The following is an 18,778-nucleotide window of genomic DNA, read 5'->3' as shown; positions in this document are numbered from 1 at the left end:
CAACCTGCGGCTAGTTTCCTAGTTTGCTCTTTGATTTTCATTGAGTATCAGATGAATTTCTTGGTTGTGGCTAAAAAATATGCTACACTATCAATATGAAAATTTTAATCCCTACAGCAAAAGAAATGAACACAGACTTGCCGAGTATCGAGGCAACACCTTTAATACCAGAAAGTCAGGCCGTGCTGGATGCCTTGGCCCTCTATTCTGCTAGTCAATTGGAGAGTTTTTATAAGGTATCAGCCGAGAAGGCTGCGGAAGAATGTCAAAATATCCAAGCTTTGAAAAGGCAAACTGCTCAACACTACCCAGCTCTTAAACTTTTTGATGGGCTTATGTACCGCCATATCAAGCGAGATAAGTTGACCGAGGCGGAACAAGCCTATCTTGAAAATCATGTCTTTATTACTTCGGCTTTGTACGGTGTCGTTCCAGCCTTGTCATCTATGGCCCCTCACCGTTTGGACTTTTTGATGAAGTTAAAAGTCGCTGGTAAGACTTTAAAGAGTCATTGGAAGGCAGCCTATGATGAAGCTGTGAAGCAGGAAGAAGTGATTTTCTCCCTCTTGTCGTCCGAGTTTGAGACGGTATTTTCTAAGGAAATCAGAGAAAAAATGGTGATCTTCAAATTTATGGAGGATAGAGGCGGTCAGCTGAAAATTCACTCAACCATTTCCAAGAAAGCGCGTGGTGCCTTCCTGACAGCCCTGATAGACAATCAAGTACAGACGGTGGAGGAAGCTCGTCGCTTAAGCTTTGCAGGATTTACCTACCGAGAAGATCTGTCCCAGCCACAGGAATTGGTTTTTGTTAAGGAAGTATAGAAATCAGATATTTTGTATTTGGCAATATGTATCATCAGCTATTTTAGTTTATAAATGAAAAAAAGCGAACAAGCTAGTCTTCTGAGTGTCAGAAAAGTAGTCTTGTTCGCTTTTATTATATTAGTTACTTGATAGCATTGACCAAGTCTTCCGCTTGTTTTTCAAGTGAGCTTAGGACTGTTTCTTCAAGAACCAATTTTCCGTCTGCCCAAGCAGAGTCATTAACACGTGCAGCAGTGAAATCACCAACGCCTTGTGTACGGATAAATGGCAAGAGGTCTTTGTAGATAGCGAAAAGTTGATCGTGCCCTGCATTGGCTACAGATGATACGGTGACAAACTTGTCTTGAAGGGCAGAAACGCCACGTGTATCAGACAAGTCAAGGGCACGAGATAGCCAGTCAAGCAAGTTTTTCACTGTACCAGGGATAGAGAAGTTGTAGACTGGAGAGAAAATCCAGATAGCATCCGCAACGAGAACTGCTTCACGAGCAGCAGCTACAGCTGGATGTGTTGGAACTTCCAAATCTTGACTGAAGAGAGGAAGGGCTGAATAATCAAGGTAGCTAACTTCCGCTTTACCAGCAAGTGCTTTCTCAGCTTCGAGCGCCATTTGGTGGTTGAAAGAACCTTGACGTAGTGATCCGACGATAAATAATACTTTTTTAGACATGATGTGTCTCCTTTTTCTTAAAATTTCGAGAATTCTCTCGTTGTTATAAAATATATTACAACAAAGCAAAAGAACTTGCAAGAAATTTGCTCAGAGTTTATTTGAAAATTGTAAAATTTCGGAAACTCTAGTCATTTGTGACTGAAAAAGTAAGAACTGTTTCACTTTCAAAATCGGTTTTGTTTGAAGGAAGAAATAAAGTGCGATTGTTCTTGCATTCACTTGTAATAAAGCCCAATAGATGGTAAAATAGACGAGTGAAAAAAAGACAAAACAAAGTAAAAAATAATCTACTGTGGCAGTATGGTCTAGGGATGACGATTTTGTTTGTGGTTATCAGTGCTTCCTTTCTGTATCTAGTGTTTCTGAGTATGAAACCTTATCAAACAGCTAAAAGTGAAGGAGAAAAATTAGCTCAGCAGTATGCAGGATTAGAGCAGGCTGATCAGGTTGACTTATACAATGGCTTGGAATCCTATTATAGCGTTCTTGGCCGTAATAAAAAACAAGAAGCACTTGCTGTCCTGATTGGAAAAGATGACCACAAGATTTACGTTTATCAGCTAAATCAAGGTGTTTCACAAGAAAAAGCAGAAGCTGTTTCGAAGGAAAAAGGAGCTGGCGAGATTGACAAGATTACCTTTGGCCGTTATCAAGACAAACCAATCTGGGAAGTCAAGTCAGGCTCTGATTTTTATCTAGTAGATTTTGAAACAGGAGTATTGGTCAATAAGGAGGGCCTATGAAACTATCCAACCGTGTTTTAGAAATGGAAGAAAGTGTGACCTTGGCTGCTGGAGCTCGTGCCAAAGCACTCAAGTCTGAGGGAAGAGATATCCTGTCTCTAACCTTGGGTGAGCCAGATTTCACTACTCCAAAAAATATCCAAGATGCCGCCATTGCATCGATTCGAGATGGGCGTGCTTCTTTTTATACAGTAACCTCAGGCCTGCCAGAGCTCAAGGCAGCGGTCAATACTTACTTTGAACGCTTTTACGGCTATTCTGTAGCGCCAAATCAAGTGACAGTCGCTGCTGGAGCCAAATATTCTCTCTATACCTTCTTTATGGCTGTGGTCAATCCAGGTGATGAAGTTATCATCCCAACCCCCTACTGGGTAAGCTATGGAGACCAGGTCAAGATGGCAGAAGGTGTGCCAGTCTTTGTTCCTGCTAAGGAAGATAATCACTTTAAGGTGACCGTAGAGCAGTTAGAAGCAGCTCGCACAGACAAGACCAAGGTTTTGGTGCTGAATTCGCCATCCAATCCGACAGGTATGATTTACACCCGTGAGGAACTCTTGGCAATCGGAAACTGGGCTGTAGAAAAGGATATTCTCATTCTAGCAGATGATATCTATGGGCGCTTGGTCTATAATGGTCATGAGTTCACACCGATTTCTAGCCTATCTGAGGCAATTCGCAAGCAAACAGTGGTCATCAATGGTGTGTCTAAAATCTATGCCATGACAGGTTGGCGGATTGGCTATGCCGTTGGAGAAGCAAACATTATTGCTGCCATGTCCAAGATTGCAGGTCAAACAACTTCGAATCCGTCAGCAGTAGCCCAGTATGCAGCAGTTGAGGCTCTATCAGGTGAGCAAGATACTGTAGAAAGCATGCGTCAGGCTTTTGAGGAACGTCTCAATACCATCTATCCCCTTCTTGCTGAGGTGCCAGGATTTGAAGTGCTCAAACCGCAAGGAGCTTTCTATCTCTTCCCAAATGTCAAAAAAGCTATGGAGATGAAAGGCTATACAGATGTGACAGATTTTACAACCGCTATCCTAGAAGAAGCCGAAGTGGCCTTGGTAACAGGAGCAGGATTCGGAGCACCAGAAAATGTCCGCCTCAGCTATGCGACAGACCTAGACACGCTTAAAGAAGCAGTTAAACGCTTGAAAGCATTTATGGGTAGTGAGAATGATTGATCATTTTGAGATTAAGGTAAAGGATTTACAAATTTCAGAAGGATTTTATAAGAGTTTTCTCGCTCCTTTGGACTATAAATTGGCTTTTGAGACTAGTTCTCTAATCAGTTTTCTTGCCCCGAACAGCCCTCATCCTGGTGGTGATTTTTGGCTGGCTCAGGGGACACAAGATCCTATTCACTTTGCTTTTTTAGCAGAAAATAAGGAAGAAGTTCAGGCTTGTTATGAGGCTGGTTTAGAGGCAGGTGGGCGAGACAATGGGGCTCCTGGTTATCGCAGTGAGCATCCGATTTACTACGCTGCTTTTGTGATTGACCCAGATGGGAACAATATAGAAGTGGTTTGCCATAAAGAATAAAAAAGAAAAAGGAAAAATAATGACAAAACGTGTAACGATTATTGATGTAAAAGACTATGTTGGTCAGGAAGTGACGATTGGCGCTTGGGTTGCCAACAAATCAGGAAAAGGGAAAATCGCCTTCTTGCAATTGCGTGATGGAACAGCCTTCTTTCAAGGTGTAGCCTTTAAACCAAACTTTGTCGAAAAATTTGGTGAAGAAGTAGGACTTGAGAAGTTTGATGTTATCAAACGCTTGAGCCAAGAAACGTCTGTCTATGTGACAGGTATTGTCAAAGAGGACGAACGTTCTAAATTTGGCTATGAGTTGGACATCACAGACATCGAAGTGATCGGTGAATCTCAAGACTACCCAATCACACCAAAAGAACATGGTACAGACTTCTTGATGGACAACCGTCACTTGTGGCTTCGCTCTCGTAAGCAAGTAGCGGTGATGCAAATCCGTAACGCTATCATCTATGCAACATATGAGTTCTTTGACAAGAACGGTTTCATGAAATTTGATAGCCCAATTCTTTCAGGAAATGCGGCAGAAGATTCAACAGAACTCTTTGAAACAGATTACTTTGGAACGCCAGCCTACTTGAGCCAATCAGGTCAGCTTTACCTAGAAGCAGGAGCTATGGCTCTTGGTCGTGTCTTTGACTTTGGTCCAGTATTCCGTGCTGAAAAATCAAAAACGCGCCGTCACTTGACTGAGTTCTGGATGATGGACGCAGAGTACTCATACTTGACACACGATGAGTCACTTGACTTGCAAGAAGCTTATGTAAAAGCTCTTCTACAAGGTGTTCTTAACCGTGCGCCTCAAGCCTTGGAAACCTTGGAACGTGATACAGAACTCTTGAAACGCTATATTGCAGAGCCATTCAAACGTATCACTTACGATCAAGCCATTGACCTCTTGCAGGAGCATGAAAATGATGAAGACGCTGACTACGAACATCTTGAGCATGGTGATGACTTTGGTTCACCACATGAAACTTGGATTTCAAACCACTTTGGTGTGCCAACTTTTGTCATGAACTACCCAGCAGCCATCAAGGCCTTCTATATGAAACCAGTTCCTGGAAATCCAGAGCGCGTGCTTTGTGCAGACTTGCTTGCTCCAGAAGGCTATGGAGAAATTATCGGTGGGTCTATGCGTGAGGAAGACTACGATGCCCTTGTCGCTAAGATGGATGAACTTGGCATGGATCGTACAGAGTATGAATTCTACCTTGACCTTCGTAAATACGGTACAGTTCCACACGGTGGATTTGGTATCGGTATCGAGCGTATGGTAACCTTCGCAGCAGGAACAAAACATATCCGTGAAGCCATTCCATTCCCACGTATGTTGCACCGTATTAAACCGTAAGAATAGGAAAACGCCCATGTGGCGTTTTTTCGCATATCAGAGTTTTTACTTGCGTAAAAAAATTTTTTCTAGTATAATAGTTTATTGTGAGCGAACCTCACTTACCCCTTGCAAAGTCTTGGGGTCATTAGACCAAAAGGAGGAACATATCAATGGCTAAATACGAAATTCTTTATATCATTCGTCCAAACATTGAAGAAGAAGCTAAAAACGCTTTGGTAGCACGTTTTGACTCTATTTTGACTGACAACGGTGCAACTGTTGTTGAATCAAAATCTTGGGAAAAACGCCGTCTTGCATACGAAATCAAAGATTTCCGTGAAGGACTTTACCACATCGTTAACGTTGAAGCAAACGACGATGCAGCTCTTAAAGAGTTTGACCGTCTTTCAAAAATTAACGCTGACATTCTTCGTCACATGATCGTCAAAATTGACGCGTAAGAAGGTAAACTATGATTAACAATGTTGTACTTGTAGGGCGCATGACACGTGACGCTGAGTTGCGTTATACCCCATCAAATGTAGCAGTTGCGACTTTTACTCTTGCAGTAAACCGTACATTTAAGAGTCAAAATGGCGAACGTGAGGCTGATTTTATCAATGTCGTTATGTGGCGTCAACAGGCTGAGAACCTTGCTAATTGGGCTAAAAAAGGCTCACTTATCGGGGTGACAGGCCGTATCCAGACTCGTAGTTACGATAACCAGCAAGGACAACGTATCTACGTGACAGAGGTCGTGGCTGAGAATTTCCAAATGTTAGAAAGCCGTAGTGTGCGTGAAGGTCATACAGGTGGAGCTTACTCTGCACCAACTGCAAACTATTCAGCGCCTACAAATTCAGTACCAGACTTTTCACGTGATGAAAATCCATTTGGAACAACAAATCCATTGGATATTTCAGATGATGATTTACCATTCTAATGGACAACTAAAATTATAAAGGAGAAAAAACATGGCTCAACAACGTCGTGGCGGATTCAAACGCCGTAAAAAAGTTGATTACATCGCAGCAAACAAAATTGAATATGTTGATTACAAAGATACTGAGCTTCTTAGCCGTTTCGTTTCAGAACGTGGGAAAATCCTTCCTCGTCGTGTAACAGGAACTTCAGCTAAAAACCAACGTAAAGTAACAACAGCTATCAAACGCGCTCGCGTAATGGCTTTGATGCCTTTCGTAAACGAAGATTAAAAAAGAGGTCCGGGTGGACCTCTTTTTCAGACCCAGTTGGGTCTTTTTTTCACGAGCCTTGAAATGAGAGAGCGAGTTGAGGTCAGGGGGACCTCTTTTTCATGAGCTTGGAAACAAGAATGCGAATTAAGACCCCAACGGATCTTTTTTTCACGAGATAGTTTTTTTCTGACCTTGGCGTGCTATAATGGTAATAGAAAGAGTAAAGGTGGGTAAGTCAAAGATGAATTGTACGATTAGAAATATGATTAAGTCTGATATTGAATCCTTATCTCATGGCTTTATGAATCAAGGTTGGCCTGGTAGAGAGGAAATTTTGGCTAGATATTTTCTGGAACAGGAAAGTGGGGAGAGAGAAGTCTTAGTTGCAGAGATTGATGGTGCTGTAGCGGGCTACGTTACCATTTTGCCCTCTGCTAAACATGGTCCTTTTGCAGAAGTCTATCCAGAATTATCAGATTTTAATGTGTTTGAGCCTTTTAGAAATCAAGGGATTGGGAATCAATTGCTAGAAGAAGCAGAAAAACGAGTCAAGTTTGTTTCGAGTAAGGTCACTCTTGGTGTAGGTTTGCACTTAGGCTATGGCCCTGCCCAGAGATTGTATATCAGACGGGGCTACATTCCAGATGGGACAGGTGTCTGGTATCGAAATCAACCCTTGGAAATGAATGCAACTAGCCAAAATAATGATGATTTGGTTTTGTATCTAGTAAAAGAATTCGGATAAGAGACAAGGATTTTATTGGGGATGTGGGATTTCTCTACTTTATGGTATAATGGAAAGAGTTAGATTGAAAGAGGTAGTGAGATGGATGCCAAATTAAGATATAAGGCAAAGAAGATCAAGATTGTCTTTTTTGATATTGATGATACATTGCGGAATTCCAAGACAGGTTTTATTCCGGCTTCAATCCCAGCTGTTTTTAAGCAATTACGTGAGAAAGGAATTTTGACAGGTATTGCTTCTGGACGAGGGATTTTTGGTGTCGTGCCAGAAATTCGTGAACTCAAGCCTGACTTTTTTGTAACCTTAAATGGTGCCTATATTGAAGATAAAAAAGGTCAGGTCATTTATCAACATCAGATTGAGAAGTCTGATGTTGAGGAGTATATCTCTTGGGCTAAGCAAGAGGGAATTGAGTATGGTTTGGTTGGGAGTCATGCTGCCAAGTTGTCGACTCGCACCGATATGATTAGTGAGGCTATCAATCCAATTTATCCTGATTTAGATGTGGATCCAGATTTCCATGAGAAAGAAGACATCTATCAGATGTGGACTTTTGAAGATAAGGGAGATGACTTACACTTACCTGACGGTCTCTCAGATAAACTTCGCATGGTTCGTTGGCACCAACATTCGTCTGATATTGTTCCGATTTCAGGCTCCAAAGCGACGGGTGTGGAAAAGGTTGTGGAACACCTTGGCTTGAAACCAGACAACGTTATGGTTTTTGGAGATGGGCTGAATGACTTGGAACTCTTTGATTATGTTGGAATCAGCGTTGCAATGGGAATTTCTCATGATAACATCAAAGAAAAAGCAGATTATATTACAAAAACATTAGAAGAAGATGGCATTTTTGATGCCTTAGAAGGATTTGGTATGGTAGAAAAAGAATTGCATTTCCCACAAGTAGACATTGAAACAGTAGAAGGTCCTCTTGCGACTATTAAGACCAATCACGGAGACTTACGTATCAAGCTTTTCCCTGAACATGCTCCTAAAACAGTGGCTAACTTTGTATCTCTTTCAAAAGATGGCTACTATGATGGTGTCATTTTCCACCGTATTATCAAGGACTTTATGATCCAAGGTGGAGACCCAACTGGAACTGGTATGGGTGGCGAGTCAATCTACGGCGAATCTTTTGAGGATGAATTCTCAGAAGAGCTTTACAATATCCGTGGTGCTCTTTCCATGGCAAATGCTGGTCCAAATACCAACGGCAGCCAGTTCTTTATCGTGCAAAACCAACACCTACCTTATTCGAAGAAAGAAATTACTCGTGGTGGTTGGCCAGAACCGATTGCAGAAATCTATGCCAATCAAGGTGGGACACCTCACCTAGACCGCCGTCACACGGTTTTTGGTCAGTTAGCTGATGAAGCTTCTTACGCTGTCTTGGATGCCATTGCTTCTGTTGAGACAGGGGCTATGGACAAGCCAGTTGAAGATGTTGTGATTGAAACAATTGAAATTGAGGACTAAGATGAAAATCGGTGATAAGCTAAAGGGTCGTATTACAGGGATTCAGCCCTACGGTGCCTTTGTTGAGCTAGAGACAGGTGATACGGGGCTGATTCATATTTCAGAGATTCGGACAGGCTTTATTGAAAATATCCATGAAGCCTTGAAAGTTGATGAAGAGGTTCAAGTTCAAGTAGTGGATTTAGATGAATTTACAGGGAAAGCAAGTCTTTCTATCCGCACTTTGGAGGAAGAAAAGCACCAGTTTCCGAGACGGAGACGCTTTTCAAGCGACCGTTTTAACTACGGCTTTGCGCCTCTTAAACGAATGATGCCAATTTGGACTAGAGAAGCCTTGCACTATTTAAAAAAGAAGAAGTAGTTTAGAATTTTATATTTTTTGTAATGTTAATATGAATCTGCTATAATAGAACCATGGAAGAAGAACAATTATTAAAATCAGGGGAGCGCATTAACCAGCTCTTCTCAACAGATATCAAAATTATTCAAAATAGAGAGGTTTTTAGCTATTCGGTGGATAGTGTTCTCTTGTCACGCTTTCCACGTTTTCCTAAAAAGGGCTTGATAGTGGATTTCTGCGCTGGGAATGGAGCAGTGGGGCTATTTGCTAGCACTCGTACTCAGGCACAGATTTTGGCTGTTGAGATTCAGGAGCGTTTGGCGGATATGGCTGAGCGCTCTGTCCGTTTGAATGGTTTGGAAGAGCAGATGGAGGTCATCTGTGATGATTTGAAAAATATGCCTGCTTATATCCAGGGAAGTAAGGTGGATATGATTTTGTGTAATCCGCCCTATTTCAAGGTGGATCCTCATTCAAACCTGAACGAGAGTGAACATTATCTCTTGGCGCGACATGAAATCACGACCAATTTGCAGGAAATCTGTCGTAGTGCCCAGAGTATTCTCAAATCTAATGGGCGTTTGGCCATGGTTCATCGTCCTGATCGACTTCTGGATATTTTGGATACGTTAAAACGACATAATCTAGCCCCTAAGCGCCTGCAGTTTGTTTATCCAAAAAGAGAAAAGGAAGCCAATATGCTTTTGATTGAGGCGATCAAGGATGGCTCAACAAGTGGCTTTAAGGTCTTACCTCCTTTGATTGTCCACAATGATGATGGCTCTTATACGCCCGAAATCGAAGAGATTTATTATGGATCATAAGGCTTATATGTACGTTCTGGAGTGTCGTGATGGATCCTACTATATAGGCTATACGACTGATATGAGAAGACGCCTCGCTATCCACAATAGTGGGAAGGGAGCCAAATATACACGAGCACGCTTGCCAGTCAAACTTATCTATGCTCAAGGTTTTGCCAGTAAGGAAGAAGCCATGTCGGCAGAAGCCCTTCTCAAGCGTAAGAAACGACCACAGAAGGAGCAATTTTTATCTGAAAATCAAGATAGAAATTTACTCAGTTATTTTGAAGAATTGTGAGGAGCCCTTTGACTCCTCTTACTTTTGTCAAAAAGCGAAAAAAATGCTACAATAAAGAGAATAAACAAAATGAGGTATTATCATGTCTAAGATTCTAGTATTTGGTCACCAAAATCCAGACACAGATGCCATTGGGTCATCTGTAGCCTTTGCCTACCTTGCAAAAGAAGCTTACGGTTTGGATACGGAAGCTGTTGCTCTTGGAACTCCAAATGAAGAAACAGCCTTTGTCTTGAACTATTTTGGTGTGGAAGCACCGCGTGTCATCACTTCTGCCAAAGCAGAAGGTGCAGAGCAAGTTATCTTGACTGACCACAATGAATTCCAACAATCTGTATCAGATATCGCTGAAGTAGAAGTTTATGGTGTGGTGGACCACCACCGTGTGGCTAATTTTGAAACTGCAAGCCCACTTTACATGCGTTTGGAGCCAGTTGGTTCAGCGTCTTCAATCGTTTATCGTATGTTCAAAGAACATGGTGTAGCTGTTCCTAAAGAGATTGCTGGTTTGATGCTTTCAGGTTTGATTTCAGATACTCTTCTTTTGAAATCACCAACCACACACCCAACAGATAAGGCTATTGCTCCTGAATTGGCTGAATTGGCTGGTGTAAACTTGGAGGAATATGGTTTAGCTATGTTGAAAGCTGGTACAAACTTGGCTAGCAAATCTGCTGACGAATTGATTGACATCGATGCTAAAACTTTTGAATTGAAAGGAAATAATGTCCGTGTTGCCCAAGTGAACACAGTTGACATCGCTGAAGTCTTGGAACGTCAAGCAGAAATTGAAGCTGCAATGCAAGCTGCTAACGAAGCAAACGGCTACTCTGACTTTGTCTTGATGATTACAGATATCGTCAACTCAAACTCAGAAATCTTGGCTCTTGGTGCCAATATGGGCAAGGTCGAAGCGGCTTTCAACTTCAAACTTGAAAACAATCATGCCTTCCTTGCTGGTGCCGTTTCACGTAAGAAACAAGTGGTACCTCAATTGACTGAAAGCTTTAATGCTTAAGATTTTGGGTGTCAGTTCAAAATCGGAAAGTCTAGTTTGCCTTATATCGAAAGGAGTTTCGGCTCCTTTTTTCTAGGAGTGAAGCATGTTAGAAAATGGCGATTTGATTTTTGTGAGAGATGAGTCAGATATGGGACAGGCCATCCAGACTTCCACAGGCAACTATAACCATGTTGCCATTTATTTGGATGGGATGATTTACCATGCTAGTGGAAAGGTGGGTGTTATCTGTCAGGAACCAGCAGACTTCTTTGAGTCCAATCATTTATACGACCTCTATGTTTACCCAGAAATGGATATCCAGTCGGTGAAGGAAAAAGCTTGCAAACATCTAGGGGCACCCTACAATGCTTCTTTCTATCCAGATGGGCATGGTTTTTACTGTTCCCAGTACATGGCAGAAATCCTACCGATTTTTGAGACCATACCTATGAAATTTGGGAATGGGGACCAGGAGATTAGTGATTTTTGGAGAGAATATTATAGGAAACTCGAACTTCCTGTGCCTCTTAACCAAGCTGGAACCAATCCCAGTCAGTTGGCAGCATCGCCTCTGTTAGAATGTAAAGAAAGGAATCTTCATGATTCAGATTTTTAATCCATCTCGTTTGACGAGACAGCCATTTTTGGAGAATTGATCCACTATCTGGACCAGTATGAGGATGTGATTCTACGGGAAATTAAGGCTCAATTTCCAGATATTGCAGTTGATAAACTCATGGAAGAGTATATAAAGGCAGGCTTGATTCTACGTGAAAATAAGCGCTATTACCTCAATTTTCCTATGCTTGAATCACTTGATAGTCTTGAACTGGATCAAGAGATTTTTGTCAGAGAAGCTAGTCCGGTCTATCAAGCCTTGTTGGAGCAGCGTTTTGAGACGGAATTATGCAATCAAACCAATGCAGCTATTTTAGTTGAAAAGACGGACTTTGCAAGATCAAAAATGACCCTGTCCAATTATTTCTACAAGGTCAAACATCAGTATCCTTTGACAGAAAAACAGCAGGAACTCTATGACATTTTAGGAGATGTTAATCCTGAGTATGCCCTCAAATACATGACAACTTTTTTGCTAAAATTTCTCAAAAAAGATCAACTGATGCAGAAACGCCGTGATATCTTTGTGGACAGTTTAGTTGTCCTGGGTTATATAGTCCAAAATGAAGATGGAAAGTATGAGTTGGCTGTCGATTTTGACAAGGAGAGATTAACTTTCTATTTAGTGTGATTGCTTTTTCTGAGCACATTGTTTGACTTTATCTATCGATAAGTTTATACTAATGTAACCGATAACACATATCGGAATAAAACTAAAGGAGACAATCATATGTCACTTGAAAACAAATTGGAACAAGCAACAGGCGCTGTCAAAGAAGGTTTTGGTAAAGTTACTGGAGACAGCAAGACAGAACTTGAAGGAGCTGTTGAAAAAACAGTTGCTAAGGCAAAAGAAGTAGTTGAAGATGCTAAAGGTGCTGTAGAAGGTGCCGTTGAAGGTTTGAAAAACGTTTTTACTAAAGAATAGGAAAAAATCAAGGGTTTCATTTTCCCTTGATTTTTTTACAATCCTTATAAATAATTTTCTGCTACGACTGCATCTCCTGGATAAGCTTCTTTCTTGCCCTGGACGATTTGGTAGCAATCGGCTCCCTTACCAGCAATAATAACTGCATCTAATTCGTGATTTGTGATGGCCATTGCCGCTTTGATGGCTTCTTGGCGATCCGCAATCTTTTCAACAGGATGATTGATATAGCTACTAATTTCATCTGCAATGGCCATTGGGTCTTCATAATTGGGGTCATCAGCAGTCAAAAAGACTTGAATCTCAGGATGTTGATTGAGGAGAAGGCCAAAGTCCTTACGACGACTTTCTCCCTTATTTCCTGTCGAACCTAAGACCAGAGCAATCTTTCCAGTTTGATGAGTTTCTACCACATTGATGAGTTTTTTGAGACTGTCACCGTTGTGGGCGTAGTCGATGAAGACCTTGGCTCCATTTTTCTGAGTGAGGACTTCCATACGGCCGGGAACGCGGGTTGCAGCGATTCCTTTTTTGATGTCCTCAAGACTTGCTCCGAGACGAAGACAAGCAAGCCCAGCAGCAACGGCATTTTCTTGGTTGAAGTGACCAATCAGTTGGATATCATAATCACCAGCCAGTTTCCCACTAGCTGAAAAGCTAAAGGCTTTGGAATTCTCGATTTGATTATTTGATTGGCTACCATAGAAATCATGGTCTTGATCTGCCACTTGTTCTTTCAAGACAGAAAAGTGATCCATGTCACTATTAATGATGACTGCTCGGCTATTTTCCATCAAGAGACGTTTGTGGTAGAAGTAGTCTTCAAAGCTAGGGTGTTCAATCGGGCCGATATGGTCTGGGCTGATATTGAGGAAAACTCCCACATCAAAGGTTAGACCATAGACACGTTTGACCAGATAGGCTTGACTGGAGACTTCCATGATGAGGTGGGTACGGTCATTTTGCACAGCTTGATGCATCATATCAAAGAGGTAGATGCTCTCAGGGGTTGTCAATGCAGACTTAAAGAAAGTCTTACCATCTAGAGTTGTATTCATGGTTGAGAGCATAGCAGGTCGATGCCCTTGAGATAAGATGTTATAGGCGAAATAGGCTGCTGTTGTCTTACCCTTAGTACCAGTAAAGGCAAGGAGTTTGAGTTTTTTCTGTGGATTGCCATAAAACTCCATGGCAATCAAACTCATGGCTTTCTTGATATCGCTGACGATAATGGCAGGAATACCAACCTCATAGTCCTTTTCAGCCACATACCAATCGAGACCTTGAGAGATAGCTGAAAGCAGAAATTCCTTCTTAAAGGCAGCACCCTTGACGAAAAAGAGGCTCTTTTCTTTAGCCTTGCGACTGTCATAGCAGATGGTGTCAAATACGACATGGCTGTAGTTGTAGTGATAGTGTTCTTGGTCGATAATCTCACGGAAGAGACCATCTTTCTTTAATATATCTAATACGGTTTCAATCTTAATCATACTTTCTATTGTAAACCGAAAGTCGCAAATTTACAAGTAACAAGGAAAAGTTTATAATGGAAGATAAGGAGTTTTTCCTAGTTATCAAAATTGAATGAGGAATCTATGTCGCACGAAAACAATCACCAGCAGGCCCAGATGTTACGGGGGACTGCTTGGTTAACGGCTAGTAACTTTATCAGTCGCCTGCTTGGGGCCATCTATATTATCCCTTGGTATATCTGGATGGGGTCTTATGCGGCTACAGCAAATGGACTCTTTACCATGGGATACAATATCTATGCCTGGTTCTTGCTGGTTTCAACAGCAGGGATTCCAGTTGCGGTGGCCAAGCAAGTTGCCAAGTATAATACCATGCGAGAAGAAGAGCATAGCTTTGCCCTGATTCGGAGCTTTTTAGGCTTTATGACGGGACTTGGCCTGGTTTTTGCTTTAGTCTTGTATCTCTTTGCTCCTTGGCTAGCAGACTTGTCTGGCGTGGGCAAAGACTTGATCCCAATCATGCAAAGCTTGGGTTGGGGAGTCTTGATTTTCCCATCTATGAGTGTTATCCGAGGATTTTTCCAAGGGATGAATAATCTCAAACCTTATGCCATGAGTCAAATTGCTGAGCAGGTCATTCGTGTTATCTGGATGCTTCTAGCAACCTTTATCATTATGAAGCTCGGTTCAGGAGATTACCTAGTAGCGGTTACCCAATCCACCTTTGCTGCCTTTGTCGGTATGGTAGCCAGTTTTGCAGTCTTGATCTATTTCCTTGCCAAAGAAGGTTTACTCAAAAGAGTCCTTGAAACAGGAGATAAGATAAATAGCAAGCGTCTTTTGGTCGATACCATTAAGGAAGCCATTCCTTTTATCCTGACAGGGTCTGCCATCCAGCTTTTCCAGATTTTGGATCAGCTGACCTTTATCAATAGTATGAGCTGGTTTACCAACTACAGCAACGAGGACTTGGTTGTCATGTTTTCTTATTTCTCAGCCAATCCTAATAAAATCACGATGATTTTGATTTCTGTTGGGGTTTCGATTGGGAGTGTAGGCTTGCCACTTTTGACGGAGAACTATGTTAAGGGGGACTTGAAGGCAGCTTCTCGTCTCGTTCAGGACAGCATTACCATGCTTTTTGTATTCCTGCTACCAGCAACGGTTGGAGTGGTCATGGTAGGAGAACCTCTTTATACGGTCTTCTATGGTAAGCCAGATAGTTTGTCCATGGGCTTATTTGTCTTTGCAGTTTTGCAGTCTATTATTTTAGGCTTGTACATGGTCTTGTCCCCCATGCTTCAAGCCATGTTCCGCAACCGCAAGGCCGTTCTCTATTTTATCTATGGTTCTATTGCCAAGCTGGTCTTGCAACTGCCTACCATCGCCCTTTTCCACAGTTATGGTCCCTTGATTTCAACAACCATCGCTCTTATCATTCCTAACGTCTTGATGTATCGGGATATTTGTAAAGTAACGGGTGTTAAGCGCAAGGTGATTGTGAAGCGAATCATTTTAATCAGTTTGCTGACCCTAGTCATGTTTCTGTTAATAGGAACCATCCAGTGGCTGTTAGGATTTGTTTTCCAACCAAGTGGACGTTTGTGGAGCTTCTTTTATGTAGCTCTTGTCGGTGCCATGGGGGGTGGACTCTACGGATTCATGAGTCTCTATACTCGTCTCTTAGATAAGGTTATTGGACAGGCCAAAGCTGCCCAGTTGCGAGCAAAATTTAAGTTTTCTTAAGATAGCATTTATAAATAAAAGGAATAAGTTGAACAATCTTTTAGGAGAACTTGAAACTTATTCCTTTTTTTAGCGTCAAAACAGCTAAAATTATCTTTTAAGAGTAGAAGATGAGGCCTTTTTCGATTTTTTTGGACAAAATCATTGACTAAACAAACTAAACGTTGTATAATAAAACAAATCTTTAAAGCAGGAGGTTCTGGAAATGAAAAAGTCTAAGAGCAAATATCTAACCTTGGCAGGTCTTGTCCTGGGTACAGGAATTTTATTGAGCGCGTGTGGAAATTCTAGTACAGGATCAAAAACCTATAACTATGTTTATTCAAGTGATCCATCTAGTTTGAACTATCTAGCAGAAAACCGCGCAACAACAAATGATATTGTGACCAACCTGGTAGATGGTCTCATGGAAAATGACCAATATGGGAACTATGTGCCATCCTTGGCAGAGGATTGGAGTGTTTCTAAGGACGGTTTGACCTATACCTACAAACTTCGTAAGGATGCCAAGTGGTTTACTTCTGAGGGAGAAGAATATGCTCCTGTAACTGCCCAAGATTTTGTGACAGGTTTGCAATATGCGGCTGATAAAAAATCAGAAGCCTTGTATCTAGTGCAGGACTCTGTTGCAGGTTTGGATGACTATATCACTGGTAAAACAAGCGACTTTTCAACTGTCGGTGTCAAGGCTCTTGATGACCAAACGGTTCAATACACCTTGGCTCGACCAGAACCTTACTGGAACTCAAAAACGACATCAACCATTCTTTTCCCAGTCAATGCGGATTTCCTAAAATCAAAAGGGGATGATTTTGGCAAGGTAGACCCTGCTAATATTTTGTACAGTGGACCTTTCTTGATGAAAGCTTTTGTTTCAAAATCTGTCATCGAATACAAGAAAAATCCTAACTACTGGGATGCTAAGAATGTCTTTGTAGATGATGTTAAATTGACCTACTATGATGGTAGTGACCAAGATGCTCTTGTTCGTAACTTTACAGACGGAGCCTATAGCTACGCTCGTCTCTATCCAAATAGTTCAAGTTTTGAAGGGATTAAAGAAAAATACAAAGATGATATCATCTACAGTATGCAGACTGCTACGTCTTATTACTGGAATTTTAACCTAGATAGACAAGCTTATAAATTTACTTCTAAGACGACCGACATTGAAAAGAAATCAACTCAGGAAGCAGTTCTTAATAAAAACTTCCGTCAAGCTATTAACTTTGCCTATGATCGTACAGCCTATGGGGCTCAAACTCAGGGAGAAGACGGAGCGACTAAGATTTTGCGTAACTTGGTTGTTCCTCCAACCTTTGTAAGTATCAAGGGAAAAGACTTTGGTGAAGTAGTAGCCTCTAAGATGGTCAATTATGGTAAGGAATGGCAAGGTATCAACTTTGCGGATGGTCAAGACCCTTATTACAATCCTGAGAAAGCCAAGACTAAATTTTCTGAGGCCAAGAAAGAGCTAGAAGCTAAGGGAGTTCAATTCCCTATTCATTTGGATGCGACAGTTGACCAAGCTTCTAAGAAGGGGATTCAAGAAGTAAGCTCTATGAAGCAATCTATTGAAGCAGCTTTAGGTACGGAGAACGTCGTTATTGATATCCAACAGTTATCAACAGAGGACTATCATAACTCAAGTTACTTTGCTCAAACAGCAGCTCAAAAAGATTATGACCTTTACAATGGTGGTTGGGGTCCTGACTACTTAGATCCATCAACCTATCTTGATATCTTTAGTGTCAAGAATGGTGGGGTTCTACAAAATCTTGGACTCGAGCCTGGTGAAGCCAACGACAAGGCTAAGGCAGTTGGACTTGACACTTATACTCAAATGTTGGAAGAGGCTAATAAGGAGCAAGACCCAGCCAAACGTTATGAAAAATATGCTGATATTCAAGCATGGTTGATAGATAGTTCTCTAGCGATTCCAAATGTTTCATTGGGTGGAACACCTGGCTTGAGAAAAACAGTTCCTTTCTCAGCACCTTATTCATTGGCTGGTAATAAAGGGGTCGAATCATTTAAGTACCTCAAAGTACAAGATAAGATTGTCACAACAGACGAATATGCAAAAGCCAGAGAAAAATGGTTGAAAGAAAAAGAAGAATCTAATAAAAAAGCCCAAGAAGAATTGGCAAAACATGTCAAATAAGGATTTTTCAAGAAAAACGATGGTTTCGAAGGAAGCTGTCGTTTTTTAATAGAATGATAGTAAATTTGGAAGAAAAATCTCACATTTTTTTCTTTGTTTCTTGAGTTTATGTTATAATGAATATAACATAAATGTGAGACGCTATTTTCGAAAATCTACCCAATGTTGATTGAAGTATGCATATGCTAGGGTAATGTTATAGGAGGGATGCCGTCTACTGAAAAAGTAAGATAAAACGCAACAAATGATAAGTTCTTCTTTTATGTGAAGAGTTCTTATCTGCCTATTTAGTGATTTTTATGAAGGTATCATCATGGGCGCGATTATGGAATTTGCGACAGAAAAACAGATTGCATCCTTTCTCTCAACTTGCCGCATTGAAGGGCAAAAGAATTTTCTGATGGCTTTCAAGAAAAAGACATGGTTGAAATCCTTTATTGATTTTTTCATTATAGGTGGTTCCTACTATGTTCAGTCGAGTGTGAAGCCTAAAATTCTGGCATTCACACCTAAGGGGATTTTCTTGATGGACATCAGTGATATAACTGAAAATCGTTCTAATCAAGTCGTAGAGATGCCTTGGAATCAAGTTCAAGATTTTACTTATAAGCCAGTCTTGAATACAGTTAGGCTGAACTGGAACTATCAAAATGAAGCCTATATTTTTTCTGTGGATGTTGGTCAGATTAGTCAGCATGTAGGTCAGTATCAATTTAACAAAGAGCATTATGACTATTTAGTCAAACAGGATTTCTTTCAGTCTAAGTAAGCCCTAGCAAGGATTTTCACAAAAGAATCTGGAAGCTTTTCTGGATTCTTTTTAGTTTTACTAGCTAGTACTCAATGAAAATCAAAG

Annotated in this window: 21 protein-coding genes and 1 pseudogene; 20 read left to right on the top strand and 2 right to left on the bottom strand. The window is 41.1% G+C overall.

Translation table 11 applies throughout. From position 1 onward, the window contains the following. Positions 1-95 precede the first annotated feature (95 nt). Positions 96-824: a peroxide stress protein YaaA gene (gene yaaA, locus HT701_RS10045; RefSeq protein ID WP_172931483.1), complete on the top strand. Its 729-nt coding sequence runs from the start codon at positions 96-98 to the stop codon at positions 822-824. 124 nt (positions 825-948) lie between these two features. On the opposite strand, the gene HT701_RS10040 is transcribed toward yaaA, so the two are convergent. Then, positions 949-1,497 carry an NADPH-dependent FMN reductase gene (locus tag HT701_RS10040; RefSeq protein ID WP_050261735.1) on the bottom strand — a complete coding sequence of 183 codons (549 nt, stop codon included), beginning with the start codon at positions 1,495-1,497 and terminating at the stop codon, positions 949-951. 257 nt (positions 1,498-1,754) lie between these two features. Here HT701_RS10040 and HT701_RS10035 point away from each other — a divergent pair, with 257 nt between their 5' ends. The 16 genes and pseudogenes from HT701_RS10035 to HT701_RS09960 all read left to right on the top strand — a co-directional run bounded on the left by HT701_RS10035 (position 1,755) and on the right by HT701_RS09960 (position 12,540). Continuing rightward, on the top strand, positions 1,755-2,243 hold the full coding sequence (locus HT701_RS10035; protein ID WP_050261734.1) for a DUF5590 domain-containing protein: 489 nt from the start codon (positions 1,755-1,757) through the stop codon (positions 2,241-2,243). Beyond that, complete coding sequence (locus HT701_RS10030) at positions 2,240-3,427, top strand: pyridoxal phosphate-dependent aminotransferase (RefSeq protein WP_000777796.1); 1,188 nt, start codon at positions 2,240-2,242, stop codon at positions 3,425-3,427. Before HT701_RS10035 ends, HT701_RS10030 begins: the two co-directional genes overlap by 4 nt. Further along, positions 3,420-3,785 carry a VOC family protein gene (locus HT701_RS10025; protein ID WP_172931482.1) on the top strand — a complete coding sequence of 122 codons (366 nt, stop codon included), beginning with the start codon at positions 3,420-3,422 and terminating at the stop codon, positions 3,783-3,785. Before HT701_RS10030 ends, HT701_RS10025 begins: the two co-directional genes overlap by 8 nt. A gap of 16 nt (positions 3,786-3,801) precedes the next feature. Continuing rightward, positions 3,802-5,148, top strand: coding sequence for an asparagine--tRNA ligase (gene asnS / locus HT701_RS10020; RefSeq protein WP_162199250.1), 1,347 nt, complete (start codon positions 3,802-3,804; stop codon positions 5,146-5,148). 152 nt (positions 5,149-5,300) lie between these two features. After that, positions 5,301-5,591, top strand: coding sequence for a 30S ribosomal protein S6 (gene rpsF / locus HT701_RS10015; protein ID WP_001151777.1), 291 nt, complete (start codon positions 5,301-5,303; stop codon positions 5,589-5,591). Between the two features lie 11 nt (positions 5,592-5,602). Continuing rightward, a complete protein-coding gene (ssbA, locus tag HT701_RS10010) occupies positions 5,603-6,073 on the top strand; it encodes a single-stranded DNA-binding protein SsbA (protein WP_000609599.1) in 471 nt (156 codons plus the stop codon). Between the two features lie 31 nt (positions 6,074-6,104). Beyond that, complete coding sequence (gene rpsR, locus HT701_RS10005; RefSeq protein ID WP_000068664.1) at positions 6,105-6,344, top strand: 30S ribosomal protein S18; 240 nt, start codon at positions 6,105-6,107, stop codon at positions 6,342-6,344. Positions 6,345-6,567: 223 nt separating this feature from the next. After that, on the top strand, positions 6,568-7,071 hold the full coding sequence (locus HT701_RS10000; protein ID WP_004244450.1) for a GNAT family N-acetyltransferase: 504 nt from the start codon (positions 6,568-6,570) through the stop codon (positions 7,069-7,071). Positions 7,072-7,152: 81 nt separating this feature from the next. Further along, entirely contained in the window at positions 7,153-8,553 is a 1,401-nt protein-coding gene (locus HT701_RS09995; protein ID WP_172931481.1) for a bifunctional Cof-type HAD-IIB family hydrolase/peptidylprolyl isomerase, read from the top strand. 1 nt (position 8,554) lies between these two features. After that, positions 8,555-8,914, top strand: a complete 360-nt coding sequence (locus HT701_RS09990; RefSeq protein WP_000689593.1) for a S1 RNA-binding domain-containing protein — start codon at positions 8,555-8,557, stop codon at positions 8,912-8,914. A gap of 53 nt (positions 8,915-8,967) precedes the next feature. Beyond that, entirely contained in the window at positions 8,968-9,717 is a 750-nt protein-coding gene (locus tag HT701_RS09985; protein WP_050136392.1) for a tRNA1(Val) (adenine(37)-N6)-methyltransferase, read from the top strand. Further along, positions 9,707-9,994, top strand: a complete 288-nt coding sequence (locus HT701_RS09980; RefSeq protein ID WP_050136394.1) for a GIY-YIG nuclease family protein — start codon at positions 9,707-9,709, stop codon at positions 9,992-9,994. The genes HT701_RS09985 and HT701_RS09980 overlap by 11 nt, the downstream gene beginning before the upstream one ends. A gap of 82 nt (positions 9,995-10,076) precedes the next feature. After that, entirely contained in the window at positions 10,077-11,012 is a 936-nt protein-coding gene (locus HT701_RS09975; protein WP_050136397.1) for a manganese-dependent inorganic pyrophosphatase, read from the top strand. Between the two features lie 85 nt (positions 11,013-11,097). After that, positions 11,098-11,610: a YiiX/YebB-like N1pC/P60 family cysteine hydrolase gene (locus tag HT701_RS09970; RefSeq protein WP_050136403.1), complete on the top strand. Its 513-nt coding sequence runs from the start codon at positions 11,098-11,100 to the stop codon at positions 11,608-11,610. Continuing rightward, a pseudogene (locus tag HT701_RS09965) lies at positions 11,594-12,243 on the top strand (DUF1803 domain-containing protein). The gene HT701_RS09970 and the pseudogene HT701_RS09965 overlap by 17 nt, the downstream one beginning before the upstream one ends. Positions 12,244-12,342: 99 nt before the next feature. After that, on the top strand, positions 12,343-12,540 hold the full coding sequence (locus HT701_RS09960; RefSeq protein WP_000051199.1) for a CsbD family protein: 198 nt from the start codon (positions 12,343-12,345) through the stop codon (positions 12,538-12,540). Positions 12,541-12,584: 44 nt separating this feature from the next. On the opposite strand, the gene HT701_RS09955 is transcribed toward HT701_RS09960, so the two are convergent. After that, positions 12,585-14,030 carry a UDP-N-acetylmuramoyl-L-alanyl-D-glutamate--L-lysine ligase gene (locus HT701_RS09955; RefSeq protein WP_000590270.1) on the bottom strand — a complete coding sequence of 482 codons (1,446 nt, stop codon included), beginning with the start codon at positions 14,028-14,030 and terminating at the stop codon, positions 12,585-12,587. Between the two features lie 105 nt (positions 14,031-14,135). On the opposite strand from HT701_RS09955, the gene HT701_RS09950 reads away from it, so the two are divergent. The 3 genes from HT701_RS09950 to HT701_RS09940 all read left to right on the top strand — a co-directional run bounded on the left by HT701_RS09950 (position 14,136) and on the right by HT701_RS09940 (position 18,691). Then, positions 14,136-15,758: a polysaccharide biosynthesis protein gene (locus HT701_RS09950; RefSeq protein WP_000017788.1), complete on the top strand. Its 1,623-nt coding sequence runs from the start codon at positions 14,136-14,138 to the stop codon at positions 15,756-15,758. Positions 15,759-15,963: 205 nt separating this feature from the next. After that, the gene (locus HT701_RS09945; protein ID WP_172931480.1) at positions 15,964-17,922 is read left to right on the top strand and encodes a peptide ABC transporter substrate-binding protein; all 1,959 of its coding nucleotides are present in this window, start codon (positions 15,964-15,966) and stop codon (positions 17,920-17,922) included. A gap of 313 nt (positions 17,923-18,235) precedes the next feature. Further along, positions 18,236-18,691 carry a hypothetical protein gene (locus HT701_RS09940; protein WP_000500945.1) on the top strand — a complete coding sequence of 152 codons (456 nt, stop codon included), beginning with the start codon at positions 18,236-18,238 and terminating at the stop codon, positions 18,689-18,691. Positions 18,692-18,778: the final 87 nt, after the last annotated feature.

Origin of the sequence: Streptococcus sp. 10824 (assembly GCF_013276595.1) — a bacterium.
Lineage (GTDB): Bacteria > Bacillota > Bacilli > Lactobacillales > Streptococcaceae > Streptococcus > Streptococcus pseudopneumoniae.
This window is presented reverse-complemented; position numbering and strand designations above follow the sequence as displayed.